The 26,806-nt window shown below is 58.8% G+C and carries 21 protein-coding genes, 1 tRNA gene, 1 rRNA gene and 3 pseudogenes; 14 read left to right on the plus strand and 12 right to left on the minus strand.

Annotated elements, in window-relative coordinates; genetic code table 11:
- The 4 genes from rrf to AACY49_RS22760 form a co-directional block, all read left to right on the plus strand.
- Positions 1–77: ribosomal RNA gene (gene rrf / locus AACY49_RS31945) — 5S ribosomal RNA — on the plus strand; the annotation flags it as partial.
- Positions 78–226: 149 nt separating this feature from the next.
- Positions 227–886 (plus strand): paraquat-inducible protein A, encoded by a 660-nt coding sequence (locus AACY49_RS22750; RefSeq protein ID WP_320393301.1) that lies wholly within the window; start codon positions 227–229, stop codon positions 884–886.
- Entirely contained in the window at positions 873–1,496 is a 624-nt protein-coding gene (locus tag AACY49_RS22755; RefSeq protein WP_258699070.1) for a paraquat-inducible protein A, read from the plus strand. Before AACY49_RS22750 ends, AACY49_RS22755 begins: the two co-directional genes overlap by 14 nt.
- Positions 1,489–3,792, plus strand: coding sequence for a PqiB family protein (locus AACY49_RS22760; protein WP_339526600.1), 2,304 nt, complete (start codon positions 1,489–1,491; stop codon positions 3,790–3,792). Before AACY49_RS22755 ends, AACY49_RS22760 begins: the two co-directional genes overlap by 8 nt.
- A gap of 97 nt (positions 3,793–3,889) precedes the next feature.
- Here AACY49_RS22760 and mksF read toward each other — a convergent pair whose 3' ends face one another.
- From mksF to mksB, 3 genes are read right to left on the minus strand one after another with little or no spacing between them, the layout of a single operon-like run.
- On the minus strand, positions 3,890–6,730 hold the full coding sequence (gene mksF / locus AACY49_RS22765) for an Mks condensin complex protein MksF (protein ID WP_339526602.1): 2,841 nt from the start codon (positions 6,728–6,730) through the stop codon (positions 3,890–3,892).
- Entirely contained in the window at positions 6,727–7,428 is a 702-nt protein-coding gene (gene mksE, locus AACY49_RS22770; RefSeq protein WP_258699073.1) for an Mks condensin complex protein MksE, read from the minus strand. The genes mksF and mksE overlap by 4 nt, the downstream gene beginning before the upstream one ends.
- On the minus strand, positions 7,418–8,692 hold the full coding sequence (mksB, locus tag AACY49_RS22775) for an Mks condensin complex protein MksB (protein ID WP_258699074.1): 1,275 nt from the start codon (positions 8,690–8,692) through the stop codon (positions 7,418–7,420). Before mksB ends, mksE begins: the two co-directional genes overlap by 11 nt.
- Positions 8,693–8,898: 206 nt before the next feature.
- Between mksB and AACY49_RS22780 the strand changes: the two genes are divergently transcribed.
- Positions 8,899–9,645 (plus strand): energy transducer TonB, encoded by a 747-nt coding sequence (locus AACY49_RS22780; protein WP_258700657.1) that lies wholly within the window; start codon positions 8,899–8,901, stop codon positions 9,643–9,645.
- Entirely contained in the window at positions 9,638–10,090 is a 453-nt protein-coding gene (gene rimI / locus AACY49_RS22785; RefSeq protein WP_258699075.1) for a ribosomal protein S18-alanine N-acetyltransferase, read from the plus strand. The genes AACY49_RS22780 and rimI overlap by 8 nt, the downstream gene beginning before the upstream one ends.
- A gap of 116 nt (positions 10,091–10,206) precedes the next feature.
- Here rimI and AACY49_RS22790 read toward each other — a convergent pair whose 3' ends face one another.
- Positions 10,207–10,590, minus strand: coding sequence for a serine kinase/phosphatase (locus AACY49_RS22790; RefSeq protein ID WP_339526604.1), 384 nt, complete (start codon positions 10,588–10,590; stop codon positions 10,207–10,209).
- Positions 10,591–10,758: 168 nt separating this feature from the next.
- Between AACY49_RS22790 and can the strand changes: the two genes are divergently transcribed.
- Complete coding sequence (can, locus tag AACY49_RS22795) at positions 10,759–11,403, plus strand: carbonate dehydratase (RefSeq protein ID WP_258699077.1); 645 nt, start codon at positions 10,759–10,761, stop codon at positions 11,401–11,403.
- 129 nt (positions 11,404–11,532) lie between these two features.
- On the opposite strand, the gene AACY49_RS22800 is transcribed toward can, so the two are convergent.
- Positions 11,533–12,705 carry a hypothetical protein gene (locus AACY49_RS22800; RefSeq protein WP_339526606.1) on the minus strand — a complete coding sequence of 391 codons (1,173 nt, stop codon included), beginning with the start codon at positions 12,703–12,705 and terminating at the stop codon, positions 11,533–11,535.
- 220 nt (positions 12,706–12,925) lie between these two features.
- Positions 12,926–13,282, minus strand: a pseudogene (locus AACY49_RS22805) (TIGR00366 family protein); the annotation flags it as partial.
- A gap of 90 nt (positions 13,283–13,372) precedes the next feature.
- Between AACY49_RS22805 and AACY49_RS22810 the strand changes: the two are divergent.
- The 3 genes and pseudogenes from AACY49_RS22810 to AACY49_RS31955 all read left to right on the plus strand — a co-directional run.
- Positions 13,373–14,686, plus strand: coding sequence for an MFS transporter (locus AACY49_RS22810; protein WP_339526608.1), 1,314 nt, complete (start codon positions 13,373–13,375; stop codon positions 14,684–14,686).
- Positions 14,687–14,894: 208 nt separating this feature from the next.
- A pseudogene (locus AACY49_RS31950) lies at positions 14,895–15,581 on the plus strand (PAS domain-containing protein); the annotation flags it as partial.
- A 105-nt stretch (positions 15,582–15,686) separates the two neighbouring features.
- Positions 15,687–16,121: pseudogene (locus AACY49_RS31955) on the plus strand (methyl-accepting chemotaxis protein); the annotation flags it as partial.
- Positions 16,122–16,241: 120 nt separating this feature from the next.
- Here the strand turns inward: AACY49_RS31955 and ggt are convergent.
- The 3 genes from ggt to AACY49_RS22830 form a co-directional block, all read right to left on the minus strand.
- On the minus strand, positions 16,242–18,086 hold the full coding sequence (gene ggt / locus AACY49_RS22820) for a gamma-glutamyltransferase (protein ID WP_339526612.1): 1,845 nt from the start codon (positions 18,084–18,086) through the stop codon (positions 16,242–16,244).
- Positions 18,087–18,237: 151 nt separating this feature from the next.
- A tRNA-Met gene (locus tag AACY49_RS22825) sits at positions 18,238–18,314 on the minus strand.
- A 116-nt stretch (positions 18,315–18,430) separates the two neighbouring features.
- On the minus strand, positions 18,431–20,488 hold the full coding sequence (locus tag AACY49_RS22830) for a methyl-accepting chemotaxis protein (RefSeq protein ID WP_258699082.1): 2,058 nt from the start codon (positions 20,486–20,488) through the stop codon (positions 18,431–18,433).
- A 320-nt stretch (positions 20,489–20,808) separates the two neighbouring features.
- Here AACY49_RS22830 and AACY49_RS22835 point away from each other — a divergent pair, with 320 nt between their 5' ends.
- A complete protein-coding gene (locus AACY49_RS22835) occupies positions 20,809–22,026 on the plus strand; it encodes an MFS transporter (protein ID WP_258699083.1) in 1,218 nt (405 codons plus the stop codon).
- Between the two features lie 167 nt (positions 22,027–22,193).
- A complete protein-coding gene (locus tag AACY49_RS22840) occupies positions 22,194–22,427 on the plus strand; it encodes a hypothetical protein (protein WP_339526614.1) in 234 nt (77 codons plus the stop codon).
- 187 nt (positions 22,428–22,614) lie between these two features.
- Here AACY49_RS22840 and AACY49_RS22845 read toward each other — a convergent pair whose 3' ends face one another.
- The 3 genes from AACY49_RS22845 to AACY49_RS22855 form a co-directional block, all read right to left on the minus strand.
- Positions 22,615–23,040 carry a hypothetical protein gene (locus AACY49_RS22845; RefSeq protein WP_258699085.1) on the minus strand — a complete coding sequence of 142 codons (426 nt, stop codon included), beginning with the start codon at positions 23,038–23,040 and terminating at the stop codon, positions 22,615–22,617.
- 84 nt (positions 23,041–23,124) lie between these two features.
- Complete coding sequence (locus AACY49_RS22850) at positions 23,125–23,559, minus strand: SLATT domain-containing protein (protein ID WP_339526615.1); 435 nt, start codon at positions 23,557–23,559, stop codon at positions 23,125–23,127.
- A gap of 351 nt (positions 23,560–23,910) precedes the next feature.
- A complete protein-coding gene (locus tag AACY49_RS22855) occupies positions 23,911–24,756 on the minus strand; it encodes an AraC family transcriptional regulator (RefSeq protein ID WP_258699087.1) in 846 nt (281 codons plus the stop codon).
- An 83-nt stretch (positions 24,757–24,839) separates the two neighbouring features.
- On the opposite strand from AACY49_RS22855, the gene AACY49_RS22860 reads away from it, so the two are divergent.
- Positions 24,840–25,463, plus strand: a complete 624-nt coding sequence (locus tag AACY49_RS22860) for a glutathione S-transferase family protein (RefSeq protein WP_258699088.1) — start codon at positions 24,840–24,842, stop codon at positions 25,461–25,463.
- A 172-nt stretch (positions 25,464–25,635) separates the two neighbouring features.
- Positions 25,636–26,541: a DMT family transporter gene (locus AACY49_RS22865; protein ID WP_320393314.1), complete on the plus strand. Its 906-nt coding sequence runs from the start codon at positions 25,636–25,638 to the stop codon at positions 26,539–26,541.
- The last annotated feature ends 265 nt before the right edge of the window (positions 26,542–26,806 follow it).

Below are 26,806 nucleotides of genomic sequence, written 5' to 3' on the forward strand. Positions count from 1 at the left end.
CCGAACTCAGCAGTGAAACGATGCATCGCCGATGGTAGTGTGGGGTTTCCCCATGTGAGAGTAGGTCATCGTCAAGATTAAATTCCGAAACCCCTATCTGCGTATGCAGGTAGGGGTTTTGTTTTGCTCGCAGAAAAAGTCTACTCCGCTGGCAATACAAAATTGCACAGTTATTTTCGACTCAGAACACTAGAATAGGTCCAACTTTTTTGGAGCCAGAGCCTTTATGCCAGATCCGGTTGACGCCCCTGGGCTGTCAGATTTACCGCTGGACGGTTTGGTAGCGTGTCATGAGTGCGACTTGCTGATGCGCAAGCCTGAACTCGCCCATGGTGAGAAGGCCATTTGTCCACGCTGCGGTTATGAACTGTATGCCCATCGGCACAATGTCGTGCAGCGCAGTCTCGCCCTGGTCATTGCCGCACTGTTGTTGTACATCCCCGCGAACTTTTTACCCATCATGCAGCTCCATCTACTCGGGCAGTCATCGAATGATACTGTCTGGAGCGGCGTTGTCGGCCTGTTCGATACCGGTATGCAGGGCGTAGCAGCAGTGGTATTTCTCTGCAGCATGGGGATTCCACTGCTCAAGCTGCTCTGCCAATTGGTCGTGCTGCTGAGTATCCGCTTCGATATCGGACGCAGTTACGGTTTGCTGCTCTACCGCATTTATCACCATCTACGGGACTGGGGGATGCTCGAGGTTTACCTCATGGGCGTACTGGTTGCGATCGTCAAGTTGGCCGATATGGCGGCGATTACCGTAGGTTTTGGTCTGGCATGCTTTATCAGTTTGTTGTTGGTCCAGGTCTGGCTGGAAGTGGTGATGTCACCGCATCAGATCTGGCAGGCTTTATCAGGAGAAGATGCCCATGCGGGCGATTGATGCGGGCATTCTGATTTGTGGCGAATGCCACGAGTTGAATAAGCAGGAAGCCGACACCGACGAGCAGGTCTGCACCCGCTGCGGTGCGCTGGTTCACGCGCGCCGTCCGAACAGCCTGATGCGTACCTGGGCGCTGCTGGTCACGGCTGCGATTATTTATATCCCGGCCAATGTGCTGCCGATCATGACCGTCAGCTCCCTGGGCCAGGGCGATCCGAGCACCATCATGTCCGGCGTGATCCAACTGGTTCAGCACGGCATGATTCCAATCGCAGCCGTGGTTTTTATCGCCAGTATTCTGGTACCAACGTTCAAACTGGTGGGCATCGGGTTGCTGCTGTTTTCGGTGCAGCGCCGCCAGCCACTCTCGGCACGCCAGCGTATCTGGATGTACCGCTTTATCGAGTTCATCGGCCGCTGGTCGATGCTCGATATTTTTGTGATCGCCATCCTGGTGGCGGTTGTGAATTTCGGACGGCTTGCCAGCGTCGAAGCCAATCTTGGCGCCATCGCCTTCGCCAGTGTGGTGATTCTGACGATGCTTGCCGCAGTAACTTTCGATCCCCGACTGATTTGGGATAACACGGAGTCGGACGACGACCATGACTGAGTTGCCTAAAGCGAAAACCCGACCAGCCTCGAACTGGTCTGCCATTTGGGTGTTGCCCCTGATCGCCTTGCTCATCGGCGGCTGGCTCGCCTGGCGTGCCTACAGCGAGACAGGCATCGAGATTCAGGTGCGCTTCGAAAGTGGTGAAGGCATTCAGGCCAACAAGACCGAAGTCGTCTACAAAGGTATGTCAGTCGGTAAAGTTAAAGCCCTCACACTCGATGACGAAGGCAGCTCCAAAGGCGTGATCGCCACCGTCGAGATGAACAAGGACGTGGAGCAATACCTCAAGACCAGCACGCGCTTCTGGCTGGTCAAGCCGAGCGTGACCCTGGCCGGTATCACGGGCCTGGAGACGCTCGTCTCGGGTAACTATGTGGCCGTCAGCCCAGGGGAAGGCGAGCCGACCCGCAAGTTCAAGGCCTTGGCCCAAGAACCACCGCTGTCGGACGCCAAGCCCGGTCTGCACCTGACCATCAAGGCCGATCGTCTCGGCTCGCTGAATCGCGGCAGCCCGGTGTTCTACAAGCAGATCCAGGTCGGTCAGATTAAAAGCTACTTGCTGTCCGCGGACCAGAGCACTGTCGAACTCAAAGTCTTCATTGAGCCGACCTACGCCAGCCTGGTGCGTAAACACACGCGTTTCTGGAATGCCAGCGGCATCAGTATCGACGCCAACCTGTCCGGTGTGAAAGTGCGTAGCGAGTCCCTCGCCAGCATCGTCGCCGGTGGTATTGCGTTTGCCACACCGGAAAACCGCAAGGACAGCCCGCCCACCGATCCAAGCCTGCCGTTCCGTCTCTATGAAGACTTCGATGCAGCCGCCGCCGGTATTCGGGTCAAGGTCAAGCTCAGCGATTTCGAAGGCCTGCAGGCCGGTCGTACGCCGGTGATGTACAAAGGTATCCAGGTCGGCAATCTGAAAGCGCTCAAGATTGACCCGGACCTGTCCAGTGCGACTGCCGAGTTGACCCTCGATCCGCTGGCCGAAGAGTACCTGGTCACCGGCACGCAGTTCTGGGTGGTCAAACCGTCGATTTCGCTCGCCGGTATTACCGGTCTGGAAGCGTTGGTCAAAGGTAACTACATCGCCGTGCGCCCCGGCGACAAGGGCGGCGCACCACAGCGCGAGTTCGAAGCACGGGCCAAGGCGCCGCCGCTGGATCTGCGTTCGCCGGGCCTGCATCTGGTGCTGTTCACCGACAATCTCGGTTCTCTGGAGGTCGGCAGTCCGATTCTCTACAAGCAGGTCAAGGTGGGTTCGGTGCAGAGCTACCAGTTCTCCCGTACTAAAAAGCAGCTGGTGATCGGTGTGCACATCGAGAAGGAATACGAAGGGCTGGTCAACGCCTCGACGCGTTTCTGGAATGCCAGCGGCATCACGCTAACGGGTGGACTGACCGGCGGCATACAGGTCAAAAGTGAGTCGTTGCAAAGCCTGATGGCTGGCGGCATTGCCTTCGAAACCCCGGAAGCCAAAGCGCCGTTGCAGAAGCGGATTCCACGTTTCCGGCTGTTCGCCAACCATGACGAGGCGACGCAGAAAGGTGCCGTGGTGACCATCAAGGTTGATCGCGCCGATGGCCTTCGCACGGGCACACCGATTCGATTCAAAGGCCTGGACGTTGGCAAGATCGAGGACGTCGACCTCAGTGACGACTTGCAATCAGTGCTACTGACGGCGCGGATCAGTGAAGTGCCGGAGCGTATCGCTCGGGTGGGCAGTCAGTTCTGGGTGGTCAAACCTGAATTGGGTCTGATCAAGACGTCCAACCTCGAGACACTGGTGACCGGGCAGTACATCGAAGTGCAGCCAGCGCCGAAGAACCTCGGCCCGCAAAAGAACTTCGTGGCTTTGACCAATCCTCCGGAAACCGCCAAGGAAGAGGCCGGTTTGAGCCTGGTGTTGAGTGCTGCTCGTCGGGGATCGCTGAAGACCGGGGTGCCCGTCACCTATCGCGAAATCACGGTAGGCAAGGTGACCGGTTATGAACTGGGCCAGACGGCTGATCGAGTGTTGGTGCACATCCTGATCGAGCCCAAATACGCGCCACTGGTGCGCAGCGGCACGCGGTTCTGGAACACCAGTGGTTTTGGTTTTGACTACGGCTTGTTCAAAGGTGCGACCATACGCACCGAATCGCTGGAGACGCTGATTCAGGGCGGCATCGCCTTTGCCACACCGGATGGCGACCGCATGGGAGTTCCGGCGCGGCCCGAGCAAACGTTCCCGTTGTTCGACAAGTTCGAAGATGAATGGCTGACTTGGGCGCCGAAGATCTCGATCGGCAAGTAGTTTATCGGCCTCAAACTCACAGAAAGTCTTTAGTCATTGCATAAAAAAGGCCGCGATCCATTTGGATCGCGGCCTTTTTTGGGCTTCGGTTTAAGCGTCAGACCGCATCCAGCTCTGGCTCATCAGCTTGTACAACAACGGTAGCCTTCACTTCATCGTGACGACGGATGTACTTCCAGTCCGCCTCGTCGATGTAGATGCCATTCGGGCCGCTGCCACCTTCCAGGTCGATGGCGACACTGGCGCAGACTTGCGGTTTCACACTCGCCAGGATCGGCACGAAGCCCAGTTGCAGGCTGGTTTCCAGCAGCGCTGCCTGGTTCTTCTCGTCGATGTCCGCCGCCTCGTCGAGGTAGTACGGCAGGCGCACGCGACCGGCCTGGTCGCGGTCCATCAAGTGCAGCAACAAGTACATGTTGGTCAGCGCCTTGATGGTCATGGTGGTGCCGTTGGACGCCGCGCCGTCGATGTCGGTGTGGATCACCGGCGATCCGTTGACCTTGGTGATCTCGAACGCCAGTTCGAACAAGTCCTTGAGTCCGAGCTGGTTGTGGTTGGCCGCCACCAGCCGCGCGAGGTATTCCTTGGCTTCTTCGTTTTTGTTGTCCTGATCGGCGCTTTGACTCAGGTCGAAGACGGAGAGGGTTTCGCCTTCTTCGTATTGGCCGGCGCTGTGGATGATCTGGTCAATGTGCTTGAGCGCTTCCTTGTTCGGCGCGAGCACGATACGGAAGCTCTGCAGGTTGGAGACCTGACGCTTGTTGATCTCACGGTTGAACAGCGCCAGTTGATGCTCGAGGCTGTCGTAGTCGCTGCGGATGTTGCGCAGGGTCCGGGCGATGTCGGTCACGGCCGCACGGCGCGCCTTGCCGAGGGTCAGGGCTTCGTCGGTGCGGTGTGCATACGCGTTGATCAGCAGTTGCAGGCGACGTTCCATATCGTCTTCGCTGTCGAACTTGGCCACACCCTTGAGGCGAACCTGCGCGTAGAGCGCTTCGATTTGCCCGTCGCTGCGCAGCAAACCTTGCCAGCTGTCCTGATAGTCATTGAGCAACGGCAGCAGGTTGTCCATGGAGTCATCGACCGGGTCCATGAACGGCGTGCCGAAGGGCAGGTCGGCCGGCAACAGCTGACGGCGGCGCAGGGCGTCGTCGAGGGTGCGTTGCTTGGCTTCCATGTCGCCGATCTGGCGGCCGACCAGTTGCAGCTTGGCCGACAGTTGCTGGACGCGTTCGGTGAAGGCATCGCTGGAACGCTTCAATTCGTCCTGAGCGGCTTCCATTTGCGCCAATTGCTCAAGCTTGTCGCCTTCTTCGGCGCTCAAGGTTTGCGCGCGACGGAAGTCTTCCAGGGCTTTCTGCGCATCCAGCACTTGCTGGTAAAGCGCTTCAGTCTGGGTCTTGCTCGCGGCGCGGTCGGCGGCTACGGCTTGTTGGGTCTTCAGTTGCTTGAGTTCTTTGTCCAGACGCTCTTTCTGATCGCGCAGCGCCGCGCGGTCAGCCAGGGCTTGCAGCGCTGGAGGCTCAATGTGCGAGATGTCGATGGACAGGCCCGGCACTTCGAAGCGCTCGCCTTTGAAGCCATCGAGGATCAGCTCCATGGATTTGACCCACTGACCGTCCTCATCCAGCGCGATGCCGTGCTCGCCCAGTGGCAGGCTGAACAGCGCGCTGTTGAACAGCCGCATCAGGCGCTCGACGTCCTGCTGCGAGAATTCTTCGCGCAGTCGGGCGTAGCTGTTGTTGTCAGCGTGATCGAGTTGCTGCTTGACCGACTTCAGGCGTTTTTCCAGATCGCGCAGGCGCTCTTCGAGGTCTTCGGCACTGAACTGGCGGGACTGAGCCAGCGCACCGGCCAGCTCGTCGTGCGCGTCCTTGGCCGCGAGCAGTTGCTGCTCGAGGACTTTGACGTCATCGACCAGGGCGAAGCGATGCTTGAGCACCGACAACTCGCCGAGCCAGCGCTGGATGCCGGTGATTTCCCGCTCCAGACGCATCAGCTCTTGAGTACCGCCGCGTTGATCGTTTTGCAGGGCGTCCTGCTCGTTGCGGTAGTGCTCGGCCTGAATCGTCAGTTCTTCCTTGCGCGCACTGGCGTAATCCGACCAGGTGCCAAGCAAGGAGTCGAGAAGCGGCGAGATCCGGTGCAGTTTGCCGCGCAGGATATTGCGCTGGGCCACGCCAGCGGCCAGTGCTTCAACCAGTGGGCCAGCGGTGACCAGCGAGTTGTAATCCTGCTCCATGCGGCGAACATCGCGGAAGGCTTCTTCGCACGCGGCGATGTAATCGACACTGCCGGAACGCAGGCTGTGTTCGAAGGCATCGAGAAACAGCTGCTTGAGCTTGGCCGCGGTGATTTCGCGCATGTGCAGCAAGTTGATGAACAGGGCGCGGAAGGTCTTCAGGCTCTGCTCGCTGGTGGAGCGCAGCGGGATCAGCGTCAGGTCCAGCGGAATCGAGGTGTGGCCGCCCACCAGCAAACGACGCAGTTCATCCGGCTTGAGTTCGTAGGCTTTCAGGCCTTCGCGCTCAAGGTTGGTGAACAGTTCTTTCTGACGCAGGCAGGTGTCGTTTTTCTGGTAATGGGCCAGGTCGAGCTTGCCGGCGTAGGCAAAGAACTGGTGACCGAAACCGCCGCCCGGGCCGCGGCCGACCACGCCGATCACGTGCGGGCCGTGGGGCAGGGAAACTTCGACCAGGATGTAACTGGTGTCCGAGGCGAAGTAGAAACGCCGGGATTGCTCCAGGCTGTACTTGCCGAAACTCATGTCCGACATGCGCGCCAGAATCGGGAACTGCAAGGCGTTGATCGAGGCGGATTTACCGAGGTTGTTCGCGCCGTAAACCGACAGCGGCTCTTCCAGCGGGAACAGGCCGAGGCTGTAACCGGCGGTGTTCAAAAGGGCAAAGCGGCGAATGCCGTAGCGTTCCTTGCTCATGCGTCGGTCTCCTGTTCTTCGGCAATGGCGCGGGCCATGGCGTCTTCTTCGCTTTCTTCCTCGAAGTCACTCAAGTCGAGCGGATCATCGGTTTGCAGTAATTTTTCGTCGCTATCGTCGTCGATCAACACTGGAACCGGCAGAGGCAACACGCTGTGCAGGCTGGCCGCCAGATCGCGGTCCTGCTGAACCGACAGGCACACGTCGAGGAAACGGTGCATCGGCGGCAGGAAACGGTAGATGCCGGTCTCTTCGCTGGCGAATCCGAGCTGGGTCATGCGGCGCATGATTTTTTCTTCGAGTTCTTCGACGGTCTGCACTTCGGCCTGGATAAACAGGTCGCGGTATTTCTCCAGCAGCGATGGCAATTCATCGCGGCCGAGGCTGCCCCCATCCAGCACGGCGACCGGGTCGCGGCCCTGATCGGCCAGATGCTCGACGAGAATGAAGGTGAACAGCGCCAGACGTTGCGCGGTCTTGTTCACTGCCGCAGCAGCGAGGTCCGGCACGAAGTAGTAGAAACCACGTGTGTCGCAGACCAGCTCAAAGCCCAACGCCTTGAACAGCGTGCGGTACTGGTCCTGGAAGTTAGACAGTTGCGCGTACAGCTCCGGATCGCGGCGGCTGACGTGGTAGCCCTTGAACAGCTCGCGAAAGATCGGCGCCAGCTGGGACAGTTCGTTTAGATCAAGATGCATGTGGGGTGCTCGCAGAATCCTCGGCGGTGTCGCGGGCCGAGAGCAGGGCGAAGGAGCGCAGGCTGACCTGGTGCTCATGAGTGTGGTAATCGCGGCGTTCCAGACGCTCGCGCTTGAAGCGTTTTTCCCGCGACAGGCGCGAGAACCAGTACAGCAATTCGTCGGTGGCGCCGTCCGGCTCCTGCTCCAGCAGCCAGGTCATCAGGTCTGGCATCGGCAGGGCGTCTTCGCAGCGCTCGAGCATTTCCCGAACCGTGCGTGGTGCGCGCGGGGCTTCGCCTTTCTGGGTCTTGTGAGCCTTGGGGAAACGCGCCGGTTTTGGCTCGAAACGGGCCAGAGCGTACACATAGGCTTCGACCTGACTGGCGCTGCCGAGGAAGGTGCTTTGCGGACGAGTGAACAGCGGCATTGCGGCTTGCGGCACCGCATCGATGCCTTTTCGACGAATGGCCGACAGCGCGAGCGCCGCGCCACGGGTCACAGCGTTGTGCCGACGCGCTTCTTCGCGCAGCGGCAGCAGCAGTTCACGGGCATGACGCAAGGTCAGCTGGGCGCTGGTCTGCATTTCGAGGATTCGTGCGTGGGTGCGCAGCAGCATGTCGTCGTCGACCAAGTGGCCGAGACGTTGCTGTTCGGTGAGCATCTTCAGCAGGACGTTTTCGACCTTGCGCACGCCTTGTTCGAAGGCGCCGTCGGCGTTCACCAACTGGATCATCGGTTCGACGTATTCGTCCCAGGTCGCGAGCACTTCAGCGTAGCGCTGACGCAGCGGAATCTGCCGGTCACTGGTCTTGGCCCGCTCGGCGACGGCCACCAGGGCCTGTTCGTCGTTGGCGAGTTTCTTCAGAACGTCGCGCACGCGCATGTCGAGCAGGCGCAGCTGACGTGCCAGGTCGTTGCCGTCGCGAATGTCAAAGGCGTCCTGGATGTAACCGGCCAGGCGCTCGAGGTGGCGCAGGTAGGCTTCGATTTCCAGGCACAAGCCCAGACGGTGCTCACGACGCAGGTAAGCGAGGAAGTCGTGAATCTGCGCGTTGAGCTCGAAACGGTTCGGGCTTTTCGCCACGGGTACCAGAATGTCGAGGCGGATCCACACGTCCAGCAGGCTGGTGATGTCCTGCGGTGTACTGTCCAGTTGCTGGGCGGCCAACTGTGAACGCAGTTCGTTGAGGCTCAGGGTGCCTTGGTCGAAGTGCTCGCACAGTGGCTCCAGAAGTGCCCAGTGTTCAGCGAGGGCGCGCAAGACGCGCTTGGGTTCGATCATCGGAATGGCCGGCTGGTTGGCGATTAAAAGCCGCGATTGTACTGCATCGCAGCCGTGTCGATTCACTCTCGGGACGGACTGTTGGTTTTCTATCGATCAAGCGCGGGCGATCTTGAGCGAAGGGCGGTAGAATCACCGCACTTTAGTTATCCACAAGTGGCCGACCTTTGCTTATCGAGTCCCGTCGCCGCGCTTATTTGGCCGCCATGCAGGTGGTCAACTGGCTGCCGCGCACCGAATTGCCCTTTGCTGCGCCGTCGCGGCCCGAGCTCCTGGAGATGCCTGAACCGTTGGTCATCGCCCCGGTTGCGCCGGCTCCCGTGGCTGATGCGTCAGTGGAACCTGCGGTCAAACCGGCCGAGCGGGTGAAAATCGAGGTGCCGCGTCCATCATTGTCGAGCACGCGCACCGGGGCCAAAGTGGTGGAGGAAGCCGAAGAAGCGCCGGTTATCGCCAAGGCTCCTCAGGTTCCGCCACCGCGTTTCGCCCTGCAATTGCTGCGCGCCGGTCGTTGCCTGTTACTGGTGGAGTTACCCACAGGCGAAACCTTCCAGACCCGCGATCCGGCCTATCTGTTACTCAAGGACATGCTGCGCGCCGCCGGTCTGCCGGACAGCCCGCAGATCGTCGGCGAACCGGTGCGCTGGCCGCTGCTGACGCGCGGGACCATGGATCAAGGGCCGGAAGCGGCTCGGGATTTCGTACAGGGCTTTCTGTCGGCCCGACTGGAAGACGCTCCGTGCGTCTGCCTGTGGCTGATCGGCCTGCCGGCGGTGCGTTTTGCCGGTGAGGCGAACGCCGAATCCTTCAACCGTGAACTCCAGGTCGAAGGCCTTGGCTCGGTCTGGGCCTTGCCGGGTCTGGAATTATTAATGGAAGAGCCACAGCGTAAGGCTGATGTCTGGCAAGCCATGCGTCGGCTGATGGCGCGTTGGAAAGAATCGAATGAGTGACGCTGTATCGTTTCGCCCGATGACCGAGGCGGACCTGGACGCTGTACTGAAAATCGAATATGCGGCCTACAGCCATCCCTGGACCCGCGGGATTTTTCTCGATGGCCTGGGCAAGTACCAGATCTGGCTGATGTTCGAAGGGCAGCAGCAGGTCGGCCACGGTGTGGTGCAGATCATTCTTGACGAGGCGCATCTGCTGAACATCACCGTCAAACCGGAAAACCAGGGCCGTGGCCTGGGTTTGACGCTGCTGGAGCATTTGATGTCGATTGCCTACAAGGCGCAGGCGCGTGAATGTTTTCTGGAAGTGCGCGACAGCAACCGGGCGGCGTTTCGGTTGTATGAGCGGTATGGGTTCAATGAGGTCGGGCGTCGACGGGATTACTACCCGGCGGTGGGTGGACGGGAAGATGCGGTGGTCATGGCCTGCACTTTGGTTGATTGATCCCCAGTAGGAGCTGCCGAAGGCTGCGATCTTTTGATCTTCCATAGGCGCGCCATCGCAAAGATCAAAAGATCGCAGCCTTCGGCGGCTCCTTGGCATCCGGTCAGACCTGTAGATCAGCGCTTGCTGTCTAACGGGTCGCGCTGCGCCAACTCCGCTTCATCCAGCCCATTGCCCCCGCCGATGTCGTCCTCATCGACAATGCTCAGATCCCAATCCGCCTGGCCGCCTTCACCTTCTTCGTGGGCATCCCGTGCGCCATCTTCACGAATGAGGGTTTCCGGGCTCATGTCATCGTCGGTGGATTCATTGTCCCCGGTCATGCCAGCATCACGGATGCGCTTGTCGGGCATCTTCTGCGCACGCTCGGGTTCGGGGATCAGGTCGCCGATTCTGGCGCCGGGTTCTTCTTCGTCGAAGTCCAGCTCACGCACCGAGCGGTCCTCGTCGTCGATGGCCTTGGGTTGCACCGGATCGACCGGACGTCGTGAATCAGTCATGGTAATTCCTCATACTGTAGGCCTTACTACAGTTGACCCACTGGGCTGCTGAGAATTCCACCGGTATGGAGCGCCGGGCAAATGCATCAGGGGGTATCTACATCGCGCGCGTGACCCCGACAGACGGTTGTCTGTCAAAGAAGCGCATCATTCTCGAGGCTTCATTGCATGAACGAATTACAAGATCTGATTGATAACAACGAACGCTGGGCTGACGCGATCACCAAAGAAGATCCTGACTTTTTCGCCAAACTGGCCCGTCAGCAAACACCGGAATTCCTGTGGATCGGCTGCTCCGACGCTCGCGTGCCGGCCAACGAGATTGTTGGCATGCTGCCGGGCGACCTGTTTGTCCACCGCAACGTGGCCAACGTGGTGTTGCACACTGACCTCAACTGCCTGTCGGTCATTCAGTACGCAGTCGATGTACTCAAGGTCAAACACATCCTCGTCACCGGCCACTACGGTTGCGGTGGTGTACGTGCATCGATGCAGGATCGTCAGTTGGGCTTGATCGACGGTTGGCTGCGCTCGATTCGCGATCTCTATTATGAAAAACGCGACGAACTGGCCAAGTTGGCCACTGAAGAAGAACGGGTCGACCGCCTCTGCGAACTCAACGTGATTCAGCAGGTCGCCAACGTCGGTCACACCAGCATTGTGCAAAACGCCTGGCACCGTGGGCAGAGCCTGTCGATCCACGGTTGCATCTACGGCATCAAGGACGGTCGCTGGAAAAGCCTGAACGCCACCATCAGCGGTTTCGAACAGTTGCCGCCGCAGTACCGTTTGCGTCCGGTCGAGGCGTTGTAAAGCCGCTCGGGCTTCTGTTCAGCAGAGGCGGCGCCGATGCGTCCGGCAAATACGGCTGATACGTGGTAAGTCGCACAGGGCAGCAATCCCGCATGAGCCGTGGCTCATGCGGGAAAGGCTTTCATCGTTTTACTGGTGCGGGGCAGCGGCGGAGGTCACAAGGGACGGGGCCTGCAGTTGTTTCAGCTCAGATTTGACCGGCGCTGTTGCGCACTTGGCCACCGCTTGTTCAGGCGTCAGGTTGCGGATCGAGATGTAGAACAGCTCGCAGGTTTTTTCTTTCTGGGTCACTTGCCAGGTTTGAGTACAGCGCTTCAGCTGATCGGCTGGGTTGCTGCCGGGTTTGCTGCCCATCCCGGCCTGCCAGCACGCGGCGCTCAAATCCTGCCCCATGACTTTCAGCCCCGCGGCGTCGGCCTTGGCCTGCGCATCGTCGCCGCTATAGGCTTCGGGGTCGGCGGCGTACCAGATGTAGCTCGGGTGGTTGGAACCCAGTACGGGTACCGCCACGCCCTTGCTCGGGATGATGGTTGCCAGGCCCAGCACGTCCACGGTCTGCCCGTATTGTTGCTTGATCCAGTTACGCACCGGTGAACCAAAGGCGACCATTGGCAATGCAGCGCCTTTGGCATTCTGGCTGACTTCCTTGACCATGGTGGTCTGGTAGTCCGTGAAGTAGTTGTAGACGCCTTCCAGATCCTTGCCGGCGGTGGACGGCGCGGCAATCGGCGCGATGTCGATGATGGTCTGATAGGCCGGCGTCTGGTCGGCGGGAATGTTGTTGGCGGTCAGCAGCGCGGCCCAGCGATCGGTGGTCTTGGACTCCAGATAGTCCTGGGCCTGGGTCAGTGAGTAATCTGGCGGGAAGTGCAGCAGTTCGACGCTTTTGCGGTTTTCCAGCGCCATACCCAGCGGCAGGAACAGGTACCAGTTATAAGTCCATTTACCATCGGCACTCAGCTTGCTGGCGCCGTTGTAAGCCAGATCCCCTGCCTTGAGCAATGCGGTCAGTGGCTTGTCGTAGCCTTTGGGCACACCGCTGATAGTGGCGTAGAGCTGCTTGTTGTCGGTTTTGACCACCACTTTTGCGGTTTTGTAGCCATCGCGTTGTACGCTTTGGGTCAAGTAATGCTCGACGGTCTGCTCCAGTGTCCAGTTACGAAAGCAGATGACGTTGCAGTTGTTGGGGTAGGCGAACAGCCGGGTGACGCGTTCGGTACTGCCCAGATTCAGATCGACATCGGCGTGGGCGGCGGCACTCAGGGTGAGTGCGGCGAGAGTGAGTCCTGCGAGTTTGAACATGCTCAGATCCTTTTCAGCGTGAGCCCTCGGAGGCGGGGCGAGTACATACTGAAACTACTTGTGTCGAGCGGTCTAGTACCCACGTGAAAAGATCGTCAGTAATGTGTGTGCGGGCTTGCTCGCGAAAGCGGAGTATCAGGCGACATCTCTATCGACTGGAAGACCGCTTTCGCGAGCAAGCCCGCTTCCACACTGGATTTGTGGTGATTTGAAGGTCTGTTTAAGGCATTACCGGCGCCATATACGTAAGCGTCGTCCCCAGCGCCCACAGCAGAAACAGCACCAGTGGCGCATGCACCAGCAATTGCACGAACGAAAATCCGATCAGGTCCCGGGCCTTCAACCCGAGCACGCCCAGTAGCGGCAGCATGTAGAACGGGTTGATCAGGTTCGGCAGGGCTTCGGCGGCGTTGTAAATCTGCACGGCCCAGCCCAGATGGTAGTTCAGGTCATTGGCCACTTGCATGACGTACGGCGCTTCAATAATCCATTTGCCGCCGCCGGACGGGATGAAGAAACCGAGGATGGCCGAGTACACCCCCATCAGCAGGGCGTAGGTGTCGTGGGACGCGATTTGCGTTTGGGACTATGGTCTAACGGGTTGTCCATACGCGCATTTGCGCAGACCATGGGCGCCTTGGTTTTTTGCCTGCCAGAGTTCTTTTCCATGACTGCCAACACTGATGCGCGCCCGGCGCCCTTCACCCGCTCGGACTACAAGACCCTGGGGCTTGCAGCTCTGGGCGGTGCGCTGGAAATCTACGACTTCATCATTTTCGTATTTTTCGCGCTGACCCTCAGCCAACTGTTCTTCCCGCCGGAAATGCCCGAGTGGCTGCGCCTGCTGCAAAGCTTCGGGATCTTCGTCACCGGCTACCTGGCGCGCCCGTTGGGCGGGATTCTGATGGCACATTTCGCCGACCGGTTGGGGCGCAAGAAGGTGTTCAGTCTGAGCATCCTGATGATGGCGTTGCCGTGTCTGCTGATCGGGATCATGCCGACTTACGCCCAGATCGGCTATTTCGCACCGCTGTTGCTGTTGGCCCTGAGGGTCCTGCAAGGCGCGGCGGTGGGCGGTGAAGTGCCCAGCGCCTGGGTGTTCGTCGCCGAACACGCGCCGGTCGGGCATCGCGGTTATGCCCTCGGTTTTCTGCAGGCCGGGCTGACCTTCGGCTACCTGATCGGCGCTTTGACGGCGACTTTCCTGGCACAGGCGTTCACCCCCACGGAAGTCCTCGATTACGCCTGGCGTTACCCGTTTCTGCTGGGCGGCGTGTTCGGCGTCATCGGTGTCTGGCTGCGCCGCTGGCTCAGCGAAACCCCGGTGTTCATGGCGATGCAGGCCCAGCGCGAGGCGGCTGCCGAACTGCCGCTGCGTACGGTCCTGCGTGAGCACCGCCTGGCGATGGTGCCGGCGATGATCCTCACCTGCGTGTTGACCTCGGCGGTGGTGGTGTTCGTGGTCATCACCCCGACCATGATGCAGAAAACCTTCGGCATGACCGCCAGCCACACCTTCGCCCTGAGTGCCTTGGGCATCGTCTTTCTGAACATCGGCTGCGTGCTCGCCGGGCTGTTGGTCGACCGCGTCGGCGCCTGGCGCACGGTGATGCTGTATAGCCTGCTGCTGCCTCTGGGCATCGGCGTGCTCTACACCAGCCTGATCATTGAAAGCCAGTGGGTCGGTCTGGCCTATGCGGTGGCCGGCCTCGGTTGCGGGGTCGTGGGCGCCGTGCCGTCGGTGATGGTCAGCCTGTTTCCGGCGCGGATTCGCGTTTCGGGGATTTCCTTCACCTACAATATTGCCTACGCCGCCTGGGCCAGTATCACGCCGCTGTTGCTGATCGGTCTGATGCCGTGGAGTCCGTGGATTTGCGTGATCTTCTGCGCGGCGATGGGGGCGGTGGGCATCGGCAGCGTGGCATATTTCGGCGCGCGGATGCCGCGAATTGGACGCTGTTCAGTGGCTCGCGCGGTATGAGGGTGTTCGTACTGCCACTATTTTTGTAGGACAGCCCTGAAACACTCTTCAGAAAATATCCCCAAGGCCGATGGCTAGGCTGTATACCGCTTTCTATCTCTGCCATCGGTGCTTTCCCATGTTCAACAAACGCTTGAAGCAGGAGCTGTCGGCTCTTCGCGAAGAACTCTCCAGCCTTTTGCAAGTCAAGGAGAGTCTGGAAAGTGAGATGCTGGTCCTGACCCTCGATCCCGATGGGCGAATTCAATCGGCCAACCAAAACTTCATCGGCGAGATGCTCTACAAAAGCAACGACCTGATCGGCCGGAACATAGAAGACTTCGTCCCGGTCCATGTGAAGTCGGACGAGTTCCACCACCGTTTCAAGGCCGCGCTGAACCGTGGCGAGCACTTTGCCGGTGCGGTACGTTTGCTGCGCGGTAACGGTGCTGAAGCCTGGCTGCGTTCGATCATGCAGCCGGTGCGCTCGTCGGACGGCCGGATCAAACAATTTTCGATTTTTGCCAGCGACCTGACCCGTACCATCGAGGCGTCCCGTGAGCATGAGAACCTGATTGGCGCACTGGTGCGCTCGACGGCGGTGATCGAGTTCGACCTCAATGGCAACGTGCTGATGGCCAACGAGCGGTTCCTCAACGGCATGGGGTACAGCCTGGCGCAGATCCAGGGCAAACATCACCGCATCTTCTGCGCACCAGAGGAATACAACAGCGCCGAGTATCAGGACTTCTGGCGCCGCCTGAACGCCGGCGAGTTTGTGGCTGACCGCTTCAAGCGCGTCGACAGCCACGGTCGTGTGGTCTGGCTGGAGGCTTCCTACAACCCGGTGGTCGACGCCAACAACAAGCTTTACAAAGTGGTGAAATTTGCCACGGTGATTACCGATCAGGTGAATCAGGAACGCGCTGTCTCCGAAGCGGCCAACATTGCCTACGGCACTTCTCAGCAAACCGACCAGAGTGCACAGCGCGGTACTGCCGTGGTGACCCAGGCCGTGGACGTGATGCGTGATTTGGCCAAACACATGCAAACCGCCGGCGAAGGCATCGAAGCGCTGAACGAGCAATCGCTGGTGATCGGCACCATCGTCAAAACCATCAGCGGCATCGCCGAACAGACCAACCTGCTGGCGCTCAACGCGGCCATCGAAGCGGCTCGCGCTGGTGAACAGGGGCGGGGTTTTGCCGTGGTGGCTGACGAAGTCCGGCAACTGGCCTCGCGCACCAGCCAGGCGACCGATGAAATTGTCGGCGTCGTACGCCAGAACCAGGACATGGCGCGCAACGCCGTGGCACTGATGACCGACGGTAAACTCCAGGCGGAACAGGGTTTGGCGCTGGCGGCAGAAGCGGGGACGGTGATCGTCGAAATCCAGGACGGGGCGCAAAAAGTGGTGAACGCGGTCGGGCAGTTTGCCAACCAATTATCGACTTGATGTCCTCCATTCAGGCGTGGGTAGCCCTCAAAAAGGGGCTACCTGCTTCAAACCAGGCCTCATGTTTTCCGGGGATGGCCTGAATTTCCCGGTAAGCCTTTCCTCATTCCTGCGTACGATTCAATCCCCCAACGCTTCCCCCTCTCGCCGTGGATCGGCCCCGCCGGCCAACGCCGCTTTCCCCTGCGCATCCTTGACCCGAACAACCGCCTGAGTCCCGCTGGTCATGTCGATCTCGTTCACACTGTGCCCTTTGTCTTTCAGTGCCTGAATCAGCGCCGGGCTGAACTGCCCCAGTTCCAGTTCTGTCGGGCCGTTGCGGCTGCCGAAGTTGGGCAGGTTGATGGCGGCTTGTGGGTCCAGGTTCCAGTCGAGCAGGCCAATGGTGGATTTGGCCACGTACTCGATGATCTGCGAGCCGCCGGGCGAGCCGACAGTGGCCACGAACTCGCCGCTCTGGCGGTCGAGGATCAGCGTTGGCGCCATGGACGAGCGCGGGCGTTTACCCGGTTCGACGCGGTTGGCGACCTTTTGCCCGTGCTCTTCGGGGATGAACGAGAAGTCGGTCATCTGGTTGTTGAGCAGAAAACCCTGGACCATCAAGTGTGAGCCAAATGCCGCTTCCACGGTGGTGGTCATGGACACGGCGGCGCCCTCGTCATCGACCGCCACCACCTGCGAGGTGGAGATGCGCAACGGCGAGCGGTCCGGCGCGTAGGCGACCTGAATGCCCGGCGGGGTGCCGGGTTTGGCCTGGCCCATGCTGCGCTCGCCAATCAAGGTTGCGCGGGTCGCCAGATAAGTCGGGTCGACCAACCCTCTGACTGGCACGGGTACGAAGTCGGTGTCAGCGACGTACTGCGCGCGATCGGCGTAAGCCAGGCGCTCGGCTTCGGCGATCAGGTGCACGGCTTCAGGGGCTGGCTCTATGCCCGCCGGTTTGCTGGTCTTGACCGGTTTGAGTGGCGCCAGGGCAAAGCGTGGGTCGCGAGTTTCCAGGGCCTGCAAGGTGCCAAGGATCTGCGCCACGGCGATCCCCCCCGATGACGGCGGCGGCATGCCGCAAACTTGCCAGCGTTTGTAGTCGGTGCACAGCGGCGCGCGTTCCTTGGCCTTGTAGTCCTGGAGATCGTTCAGCGACAGGCTGCCGGGGTTGGTATGGCCTTGAACCTTGGCGACGATTTCTTTTGCGATCGGCCCTGTGTACAGCGCGTCGGGGCCTTCCTTGGCGATGCGTTTGAACACCGCGGCGAGTGCCGGGTTTTTCAGCTGCGTACCGACGGCTTTCGGGTGGCCATCGGCAGTCAGAAAGTAGGCGGCCATGTCCGGTGAGTGCTGGATAAACGCGTCGGTCGCGATCAACTGATGCAGTCGTGGCGAGATGACGAAGCCTTGTTCCGCGAGTTTGATGGCCGGTTCGAACAGCTTCACCCACGGCAGGCGACCGTGCTTGCGATGGGCCAGCTCCAGTGCCCGCAACACGCCCGGCGTGCCCACTGAGCGCCCGCCGATCTGCGCCTGGGTGAACGGCATCGGTGTGCCGTCGGCTTGCAGGAACAGTTTCTCGTTGGCGCCGGCCGGAGCGGTTTCGCGACCGTCGTAAGTGCGCACAGCCTTGCCATCCCATAGCACGATCAACGCGCCGCCACCGATACCCGATGATTGCGGTTCGACCAGCGTCAACACCGCTTGCATGGCAATGGCTGCGTCAATCGCCGAGCCTCCCGCACGCAACATCTCCCGCCCGGCTTCAGCTGCCAGCGGATTGGCGGCTGCGGCCATGTGTTTGGAGGCGTACCGGGTTTGCAGGTCGGTGCGATAACCGGCGGCGATTTCCGGCGCGACCGGCAGAGTCGAGACCGAAGGTGACGCGGGCGGGGCATTACACGCGGCGAGGGTTAAAGCGGTGGCGATCAGCGAAAGGGCTGACAGGCAATGGCGGCTCAAGCGCAAGGTTGAGAACACGCGGGGCGCTCCGTCCGTGGGATAAAAGGTCCGGGGACTTTATCGGCCTGAGGGGGAGGGACGCAAATCACGTCTGCCGTCCTGAAACGAATGCCACTTTTCTCGAGGCATAAAAAAACGGCCTACCTTTCGGTAAGCCGTTTTTAGTACTTGGTGGCTACACAGGGACTTGAACCCCGGACCCCAGCATTATGAATGCTATGCTCTAACCAACTGAGCTATGTAGCCAAGTGGCGCGCATTATTCACCTGTAACGAAGATGCGTCAAGCGTAAATCTAAAATATTTCTCCACACTTTCAACCGCTTATCCCCCTGGCCCGAAAAATCGGGCCAGGGGAGGGCGTCAACTGAGCTGAAATCTTCCGGTATTCGCACTCAAGGCCTTACTGCCCAGGCTCAAGGTGTCTGCCGCCAGGTTCACTGCCCGTGCGCCTTCAAGCAGGCGTAAAGCGGCCTGATCGACTTGCTGGATGTTGCCGCTGACTTCATCGGCGGTACTGGCTTGCTCTTCGACAGCGGTGGCAATTTGCGCCAGGGTGTCGGTGACGCTCTGCACCGCGCTGGCGATTTCCCCCAGGCGTTCACCGAGACCGGTGACGGCTTGCGCATCCGATTGTGCCTGGCCGCAGGCGGCTTCCATCAGGCTTACCGCTTCGTTCACGGTGCTGCGCAGGCTGTCGACGGTGCCGGCGATCTGCGCGGTGGAGGACTGGGTGCGTTGCGACAGGCTGCGTACTTCATCGGCCACCACCGCAAAGCCGCGACCTTGCTCGCCGGCCCGTGCGGCCTCGATGGCGGCGTTGAGGGCCAGCAGATTGGTCTGCTCGGCGACGCCGCGAATCGTATCGACCACCAATTGAATCTGCTGGCCTTGTTCGCTGACCCGACCCAATGCTGCTGCAGTGTCGTTCAAACGCTGATTGAGCTGCTGAATACTCGCCGTCGTGCGTTGGCTGTCGCGGCTGCTGTCGGCGGCGATGCGCTGGGTGTGCTGAGCGCTGCCAGACGCCTGTTCGCAACTCTGGGCGACCCCTTGGGAGGTCGCGGCCAATTGCGTGGCCGCTGCGGCGATCTGGCTGATCTGCAACTGCTGGGCCTCGACTTCGCCGAGGGCGCCGCTGGAGTGATCGTTGAGGGTGCGTACTGCGTTACTCAGCTGCAGGGTTTCGTGATCGACCCCCAGCAAACTGTTGCGCAGTTGCACCACGGCGACGTTAAGCGCGGTGCTGATCGCTGCCAGTTCGTCGCGGCCCTGCACTGGTACTTGCAGGCTCAGGTTGCCGTCGCGCAATGCTTCGGCCAACAGCGTGATACCGCTGGCGCTGCGACGGATCGAGGCCTGTAAACAGATGAACAGGTACAACGCGGCCAGCAGCAGGCAGCCAAAAATTATCGCCACCACGATGAACTGGCGGATGGCCGAGCCGTGGTAATAATCCAGCCGTTGATCCAGCGAAACCAACGATTGCTGACGCATCGAGGCGAGGTTGCCGAGCAGGGCATCGAGGCTGCGTTCGAAGTCCTCCGGTTTAAGGTTGATGCTGCCGCCGAAGACGCCGTCGTCCAGCACCTTCAAACCGGCATCCAGATGTTTGAGGCTGTCGTGGTATTGCCCGGCCCAGGTTTGCAAGGCGCTGGGCAGGCGTGCTTCCAGCAGGCTGGCTGTTTTCACCAGCTGCTCCCGGGCATCGCCGATGCGGCTGCGCAAGTCCCGCAGTTGCAGACGGCTTTGCAGGGTGAACTGCCCGGACACCACCGATGCCTGGCCGACTGCGGCGAGGCGGCCGACCCGTTCGATCAGGTCCGGTGCATGCTGGGTTGAAATCTGCGTCAGCAGCCAGGTTTCCAGCCATGGTGCCAGGGTCAGGCGATTATCCATCGCGATTTGTTCGCGCAAGGCTTGCAGAGCGCTCAAGGCATTGGTGAAGCGATCGTAACCGTCCGGCCACCAACCGACGCTGCTCAGGCTTTTCGAGTCCAGGCCGGTGAGGGCGGTTTGCAGGGTTTGATAGCGGGCAAGGGTTTCGCCCTCGGCGCCTTCGGTTTTCAGGGCATTGCCCAAGTCCGTGGTGGCTTGGGCCACAGCTGGCTGAACCGTGTCGAACGCTGCCATCGCCGCGATGGTTGCGGGTGTCGGCTGGCGATTGGTTTCGGTGGCGCGCCAGCGCGCGGCGCGGTCACGCTGGGCGGCGAGCAGGTTGTCGAGCGCATCCAGGGCGAGCAATTGACGAACCCCGGCACGTTCGCCGGAGATCAGGCTCAACTTGTCACGATAGTCTTGCCCGATCATCCACAGGCTGCCAGCGAGTGGCAGGATAAACAGTAGAAACAGCAACTGAAATTTTCGCGCGAAGCCGAAACGCCCCAGCAGCCCGATCCCCGGTGATAAAAAAGCCTGCATGCCCCATGACTCCTCTGGACACCACGCACCATTGGCGTGCATCGAGGTCATTGAGACCGCGACTTGTGTCCTTCTAAAAGGCCTCGAAAGTTCACCTTGGTCCGCTCTGTAGGCCGACTCTGTAGCGAAACTTCCCATTCTCGGTCCCCTTTATAAGGGGCCGCGTTGAAGCAGATAAGCAAGGCAAGATTCAGACCATGGCGTTGGGCTATCACCTTTTTTGAGGTCGTTAGCAGGCTAAGGGGATGGCGCTGTTGCACCGAAAAATGGCACATTGACCGACCTGCCAGTGTGCACCCATCTGCAGTACGGAAACTCTCATGGCTATCAGTAACGCTCAGTCCGCCTCGACATCGGCGCCCACTACTTCACAAAACAGTCCGCTGGTCATGCGCATCATCGGCGCGGTGGCACTGGCGCATCTGATCAACGACCTGATTCAGGCGGTGCTGCCGTCGATCTATCCGATGCTCAAGGCCAACTATGGCCTGAGCTTCACTCAGGTCGGCCTGATCACCCTGACCTTTCAACTGACGGCCTCGCTGTTGCAACCGTGGGTCGGTTACCACACTGATCGCCATCCCAAACCCTGGCTATTGCCGGCCGGTACCGTCTGCACATTGGTCGGCATTCTGATGATGTCTGTGGTCGGTAGCTTTGCGATGATTTTGCTGGCGGCGGGGTTGATCGGTATCGGCTCGTCGACCTTTCACCCGGAAGCTTCTCGCGTGGCGCGACTGGCCTCGGGTGGGCGCTTTGGCTTGGCGCAGTCGACATTTCAGGTCGGCGGTAATGCGGGCTCGGCCTTCGGGCCGTTGCTGGCGGCGGCGATCATCATTCCCTACGGGCAGGGCCATGTGGCCTGGTTCGGATTGTTCGCGCTGTTTGCGTTGTTCGTGCTGTACCGGATCAGCCGCTGGTATGCCAACCACTTGAATCTGTTCAAGCTCAAACAAGGTCATGCAGCGACTCACGGCTTGTCGAAAGGCCGGGTGATCAGCGCACTGGTGGTGCTCGGGTTGCTGGTGTTCTCCAAGTATTTCTACATGGCCAGTTTCACCAGTTACTTCACGTTCTACCTGATCGAGAAATTCGACCTGTCGGTGGCCAGCTCGCAGCTGCATCTGTTCCTGTTTCTCGGTGCGGTAGCGGCGGGGACCTTCTTCGGCGGGCCGATCGGCGACAAGATCGGGCGCAAGGCGGTGATCTGGTTCTCAATCCTCGGCGTCGCACCGTTCACCCTGATCCTGCCTCATGTCGACCTGTTCTGGACCAGTATCCTGAGCGTGGTGATTGGTTTCATCCTTGCCTCGGCGTTCTCGGCCATTGTGGTGTATGCGCAAGAACTGGTGCCGGGGAATGTCGGAATGATTGCCGGGGTGTTCTTCGGTCTGATGTTCGGTTTCGGCGGGATTGGCGCGGCGTTGCTTGGGTATTTGGCGGATATTCACGGTATTGAGTACGTGTACTTCCTGTGTTCGTTCTTGCCGCTGCTTGGGGTCTTGGCGATCTTCCTGCCACGGACCAAAAAAGTCTGACCGGGACCTGCGGCAGGCTATTTTGGCCGAGAGTTGGTGAAGAACAAGCTGCCGACCTGTCACGCTGGCGATATCATCGTCAGTCTGGACGCTCAAGTCAGCGGCGGGCATCGGACCGCAGCGCTCGGTGTCTTCCATGATCATCAAGTCTCAAGGAACATAGGCCCATGAATCTCTACAGTCAGTATGCGTTGGCCTGCGTGGGGATGATGCTGCTGTACATTTTCGTAAGGCGCTACGTACTCAGGAAATGGCTGGGTATTGCTCTGGTCGGTTTGGGCTTTGGTGTGATGTTTGTGCTGCCGCCCTACATTGGCAGCATCGATGTCGGGATCTTTGCAATCGCGGTAGTGGGGGCGGGGTCTTCGATGTTCTTCAATCGGAGTAAGTACCGAGTATGACCATAACGGTAGTGGCACACCGGTTTCACTGGGGTGGATGACGAAGGGAGGCCGGTACGACCAGCGTTTGCAGCAACCGCTTTTGATATGCCGGATGTCCTTTTCGCTCGTGAGCGCTCTCGTAAATAGGAAAAGCCCGCCTGTATCAATACACGCGGGCTTTTCCATGCTTGGTTAATTCATCGCATCAAATGCACTTCAAATCGTCAATGACGACTTTGCTGATCAACTCGTCTCTATCTTTTGCGATTTGTTTGAATGACGCTTTGAATTTTGAGCGGTCTCCTGCCTGATAAGCTTTCGACATGGCCGTGCTATTTCCAAGGGACGAACCGTCCGCACTATAGAACCGCACACCCATGGTTAAAAACATTTTGCATGATTTTGAGTACGTCACATAACCATTCAGATCGAACCTGTCGTCCAGACTCGCTTCCAGTTTCACCTGATCCAGGGTGGCCACACTAGATACTGCCGGGCTTACTTCGACTTTCATTTCCTGAAACCCGTTTCTCACCGAAGTGCGAAGATTGTTGATGCCATCCCTAATTGGATTACTGCATCCTGACAAAAATAAAATACAAATCGGGAGTGCCACGGCTAATTTCTTCATGTATTTCTCCTTTAGATAAAACTGTGCGCGATGGCACGTGATGGGTGGGGCAATACAGTTCAGGTGCACATTAATCGCCTCGATTCAAGCTTGCCCCAGTTTCCTCATCGTTGACTTAGGCAACGTCGGGGCATCAAGAAGAATCGAATCAAGGCGCTTGCGGATGTCAGAAACAATTTGCCCCAGGACAGCCTCGTCCTTGCAGCTGGCAATTTCGTCCTGAGTTTCACGGGATATCGCACCGGGCTTCTTGGCGGTGTCTTTGTGCCCAGCGGCGCGGGTGTCGAAGTTGAGGGAGGTCTGTACCGAACTCAAGATCAAGGTCAGGATTGATATGACGCTGGCGACAGACTCATTGATTGAGCTAAAGACGCTGGCGCTGACTACCGCTGACAGCGCCACGCAGGGAATGCCCAGTTGCCAACTGAACTTCCCGAAATCCCGGGCATTGATTTCGTGTTCAATCTGCAACCGCACGATCATGCGATTCCATTTGCTTAGTAGCTCGAGCCGACCCATGGTTGCAATCCTTTGCCGGGGGTTCAGGGGAATACTAATTACCATTTGGCCACCTATCAGGGCTCAGGGTCAAGAACATGTAGCGCTTGCTGAGAGGCGACTTTGGGATGGATGTGCAGTTCGCCATGGCCCCACAGTTCGACCCTTCCAACGCCTGTTTCCGGCTCGACTGGACGCCACCGATGGACACCCGCGTGTCAGCCAACAGTTCCGGCTGTCGCAGATCTGCGGTGAAACACAATACTTGTGGGAGGGGCCGGTGTACCCGATGTTGAGTTTCAACGGGGCAATTTTCAGGCACAAAAAAGCCGCGTCGAGACGCGGCTTTTTCTTGGGTGTTTCTTTACAGGCTCAGGTACTGCTTTTGCGGAAACTGCCGGGTGTGATGCCCACTACTTTTTTGAAGGCCCGGGTCATGTGGCTTTGATCGAAGAAGCCGCAAGCGAATGATGCTTCGGTGAGACTGGACCCGGTGCGCAGCAGTTTTTGGACCTGAGAGATCCTTTTCTGGATTTGATAGCTGTGGGGGGAGACGCCAACGCTTTTTTTGAACACCCGAATCAGGTAGAGCGGGTCCAGGTTGACCAGTTGCGCCAATTCTTCCAGAGACAGATGTTGGTCGAACTCGTCTTCGAGCTTCCTCTTGATCCTTTGCACGGCGTGCTGCTCAGTCGCACTGACCGGTTCGATGGGCGCGCCGCTGCGCTCGAAGAGCTGCGTCACCAGATCCAGCAGAATAGTTTCCCGTTCAAGGCTGGAGGGGGATTTTTCAATGATTTGATGTTGATGCAAAAAGGTCCGGGCGAAGTCGGGGGACTGGCTCAGAGCTGTTTGAAAAAGATGAATATGATCGTCTGAAAAACGCCCTTGAAACACCATCCGATTGACCCATTCGGGGTCGATATAGAGCATTCGATACATCCAGCCCTCATCATGACCTGGCAAGCCGTCGTGGATCTCCCCGGGAGTAATGGTGACCACACTTCCAGCGATCCCCATGTAGTAGCTGCCGCGATAAAAAAGTTTTTCAACACCGCTACTTATAACGCCGATAGCGTACCGGTCATGTGAATGTCGGCCGAAAGATTGAGTACTGTAACGCGCAGATAACAACTCACAGTCGCCTTCGGGTATACGCCGGAATTGAACAAAGTCCTTGTCTTTTTGAGGGGCTTTGTCACGGCGATTCTCGTCCATGAATTGTCCAGTTTTGTGCAATACGTATGAAAAAAAGGTCGCTAAATTTAGCACCTACTTCATAACACAAGCTAGGGGATGCGATGTCTACAAAATTGGTTGTTGGGGATTTTAATAAGTCTTCGTGGTCATTTCGTGCGTGGCTGGTTCTTGTGACAGCGGATGTTGCGTTTGAAACCCTTCAGATCAAACTGGAACAAAGCGACACCCGCCAGCGCATTCTGGAGCACTCGCCTTCCGGCAAGGTACCGGCGCTGCTGCTTGATGATGTCGTCATCAACGACAGCCTGGCCATCAGCGAATACATTGCCGACACATATCCGGCCGCCAACCTTTGGCCCCTGGATTCACGGGTCAAGGCCCTGGCACGAGCTGCTGCGGCAGAGATGCACTCCGGCTTCACCCACTTGCGCACGCAGATGTCGTTTGGCCTGAACACCGGTGACATCCCAGAAAGCCTGACCGCCGAGACCCGAGAGGAAATCATGCGGGTATTCGCTATCTGGAACCAGCTCCGTGAGGTGAGCGGTTCAACACAGTTTCTCTGTGGTGACTTCGGCATTGTTGATGCGATGTTTGTTCCGGTGGTGTTCCGCTTCCGTCGTTATGGTATTGCCATCCCTACGCAACTGCAGGGTTATGTCGAAAACATTCTGGCTTATGCGCCGGTACAACAATGGTTGAAATTGGCCGCGCAAGAAATTTAAAGAACTGCATTGCTGCTAACTATTAAAGCCAATTAAAAATTAGTTATTTTTTGACTCGTGGCAGAAAAGACCCTTGAGGCTTTCTGCTTTGTCGAGCCAGATATTTTTTGCCGGGGGGATAAGTTGTGAGTGTTCATAAAGTTAATGCCGGTCTTTATCAATGAGGCTTCTCATGTCGACTAATAACAATCGGGCAATCATTGAATTGACCATCGGTGGACTGATGCTCAGTCTGTCTGCTCTAGCCGTCGCTTTCGCCCATATCGGTGCAGGTGGCGCAGGGTTCTATCGGATGGTGTTCGCCTCGATCCTGTTCTTCCTGCTGCTCAAGGTGCGCAAAACACCGGTGCTGCTCAAAAGCGCCAAGGCGCAGCTGTACACCGCGTTGGCTGGGGTGTTTTTGGCCATTGACCTGGTGCTTTGGCACCAGAGCATCTATATCGTTGGCCCGGGCATCGGGTCGATCCTGACCAACTGTCAGGTGTTCTTCATGACCCTACTGGGGTTGTACCTGTTGAAGGAAAAACCTTCGATCTACTTCCTGGTATCCATTACCTTGGCATTTGTTGGGCTCTATCTGTTGTTGCTACCCGAGATGACCAGTGCGGTAGGGATCAGGGGCGTGGTGTATGGCGTGCTGTCGGGGCTGGCGTATGCCATCTGCGTGTACTTCCTGAAGATCAACACCCAGTTGCCTGACGGCGGGGGTGACAAGATCGCACAGATGCTCAATTTGAGTCTTTGGGCGGCACTGGTTCTGCTGGCATACGCGCTGGCAACTGGGGAAAGCTTGGCCATCGTGGATGGGCAAACCTTGCTGATGCTGATCATATACGGGGTACTGGTGCAGTTTGTCGGCTGGCTGCTGGTCAACCGTTCGATCGGAGCCATCAGCCTGGGGTTGGCCGGTCTGATCCTGTTACTGGAGCCGGTGATCACGTATTTCATTGATGTCGCCTTTCTCGGCAAGGTCAGCTCCACGCTGCAGATTTGCGGCGCGCTGGTGACTATCTTTGCGGTTTACATCGGCTCAATCAAACCGCCTGAGAAAGCGCACCCTTTACCCGAGGCGACCTGACAGAAGGTATACACGGCGGTCTCGTGGATGACGGGCTGCCGTGATCCTGGCCAATGCGATACGCGCAGGCCCGCAAGGTTTGAGCATGATCTCGATCTTTGGCTCGAATCCAAAGCTACCTGAACCTCAACCAAGGAGGGCATTAAAAATCGCTGACTACTTCAGGCCTTCCCAAGGTCACGGATTCCGGCACCAAGGGTCATTCTGGCGTCGGCGCCAACACCCCCGATTCCCAAATCATTAAAATTCCATTGCTTCGGTGGAA

It is taken from the genome of Pseudomonas sp. EL_65y_Pfl2_R96, from assembly GCF_963970905.1.
Classification (GTDB): domain Bacteria; phylum Pseudomonadota; class Gammaproteobacteria; order Pseudomonadales; family Pseudomonadaceae; genus Aquipseudomonas.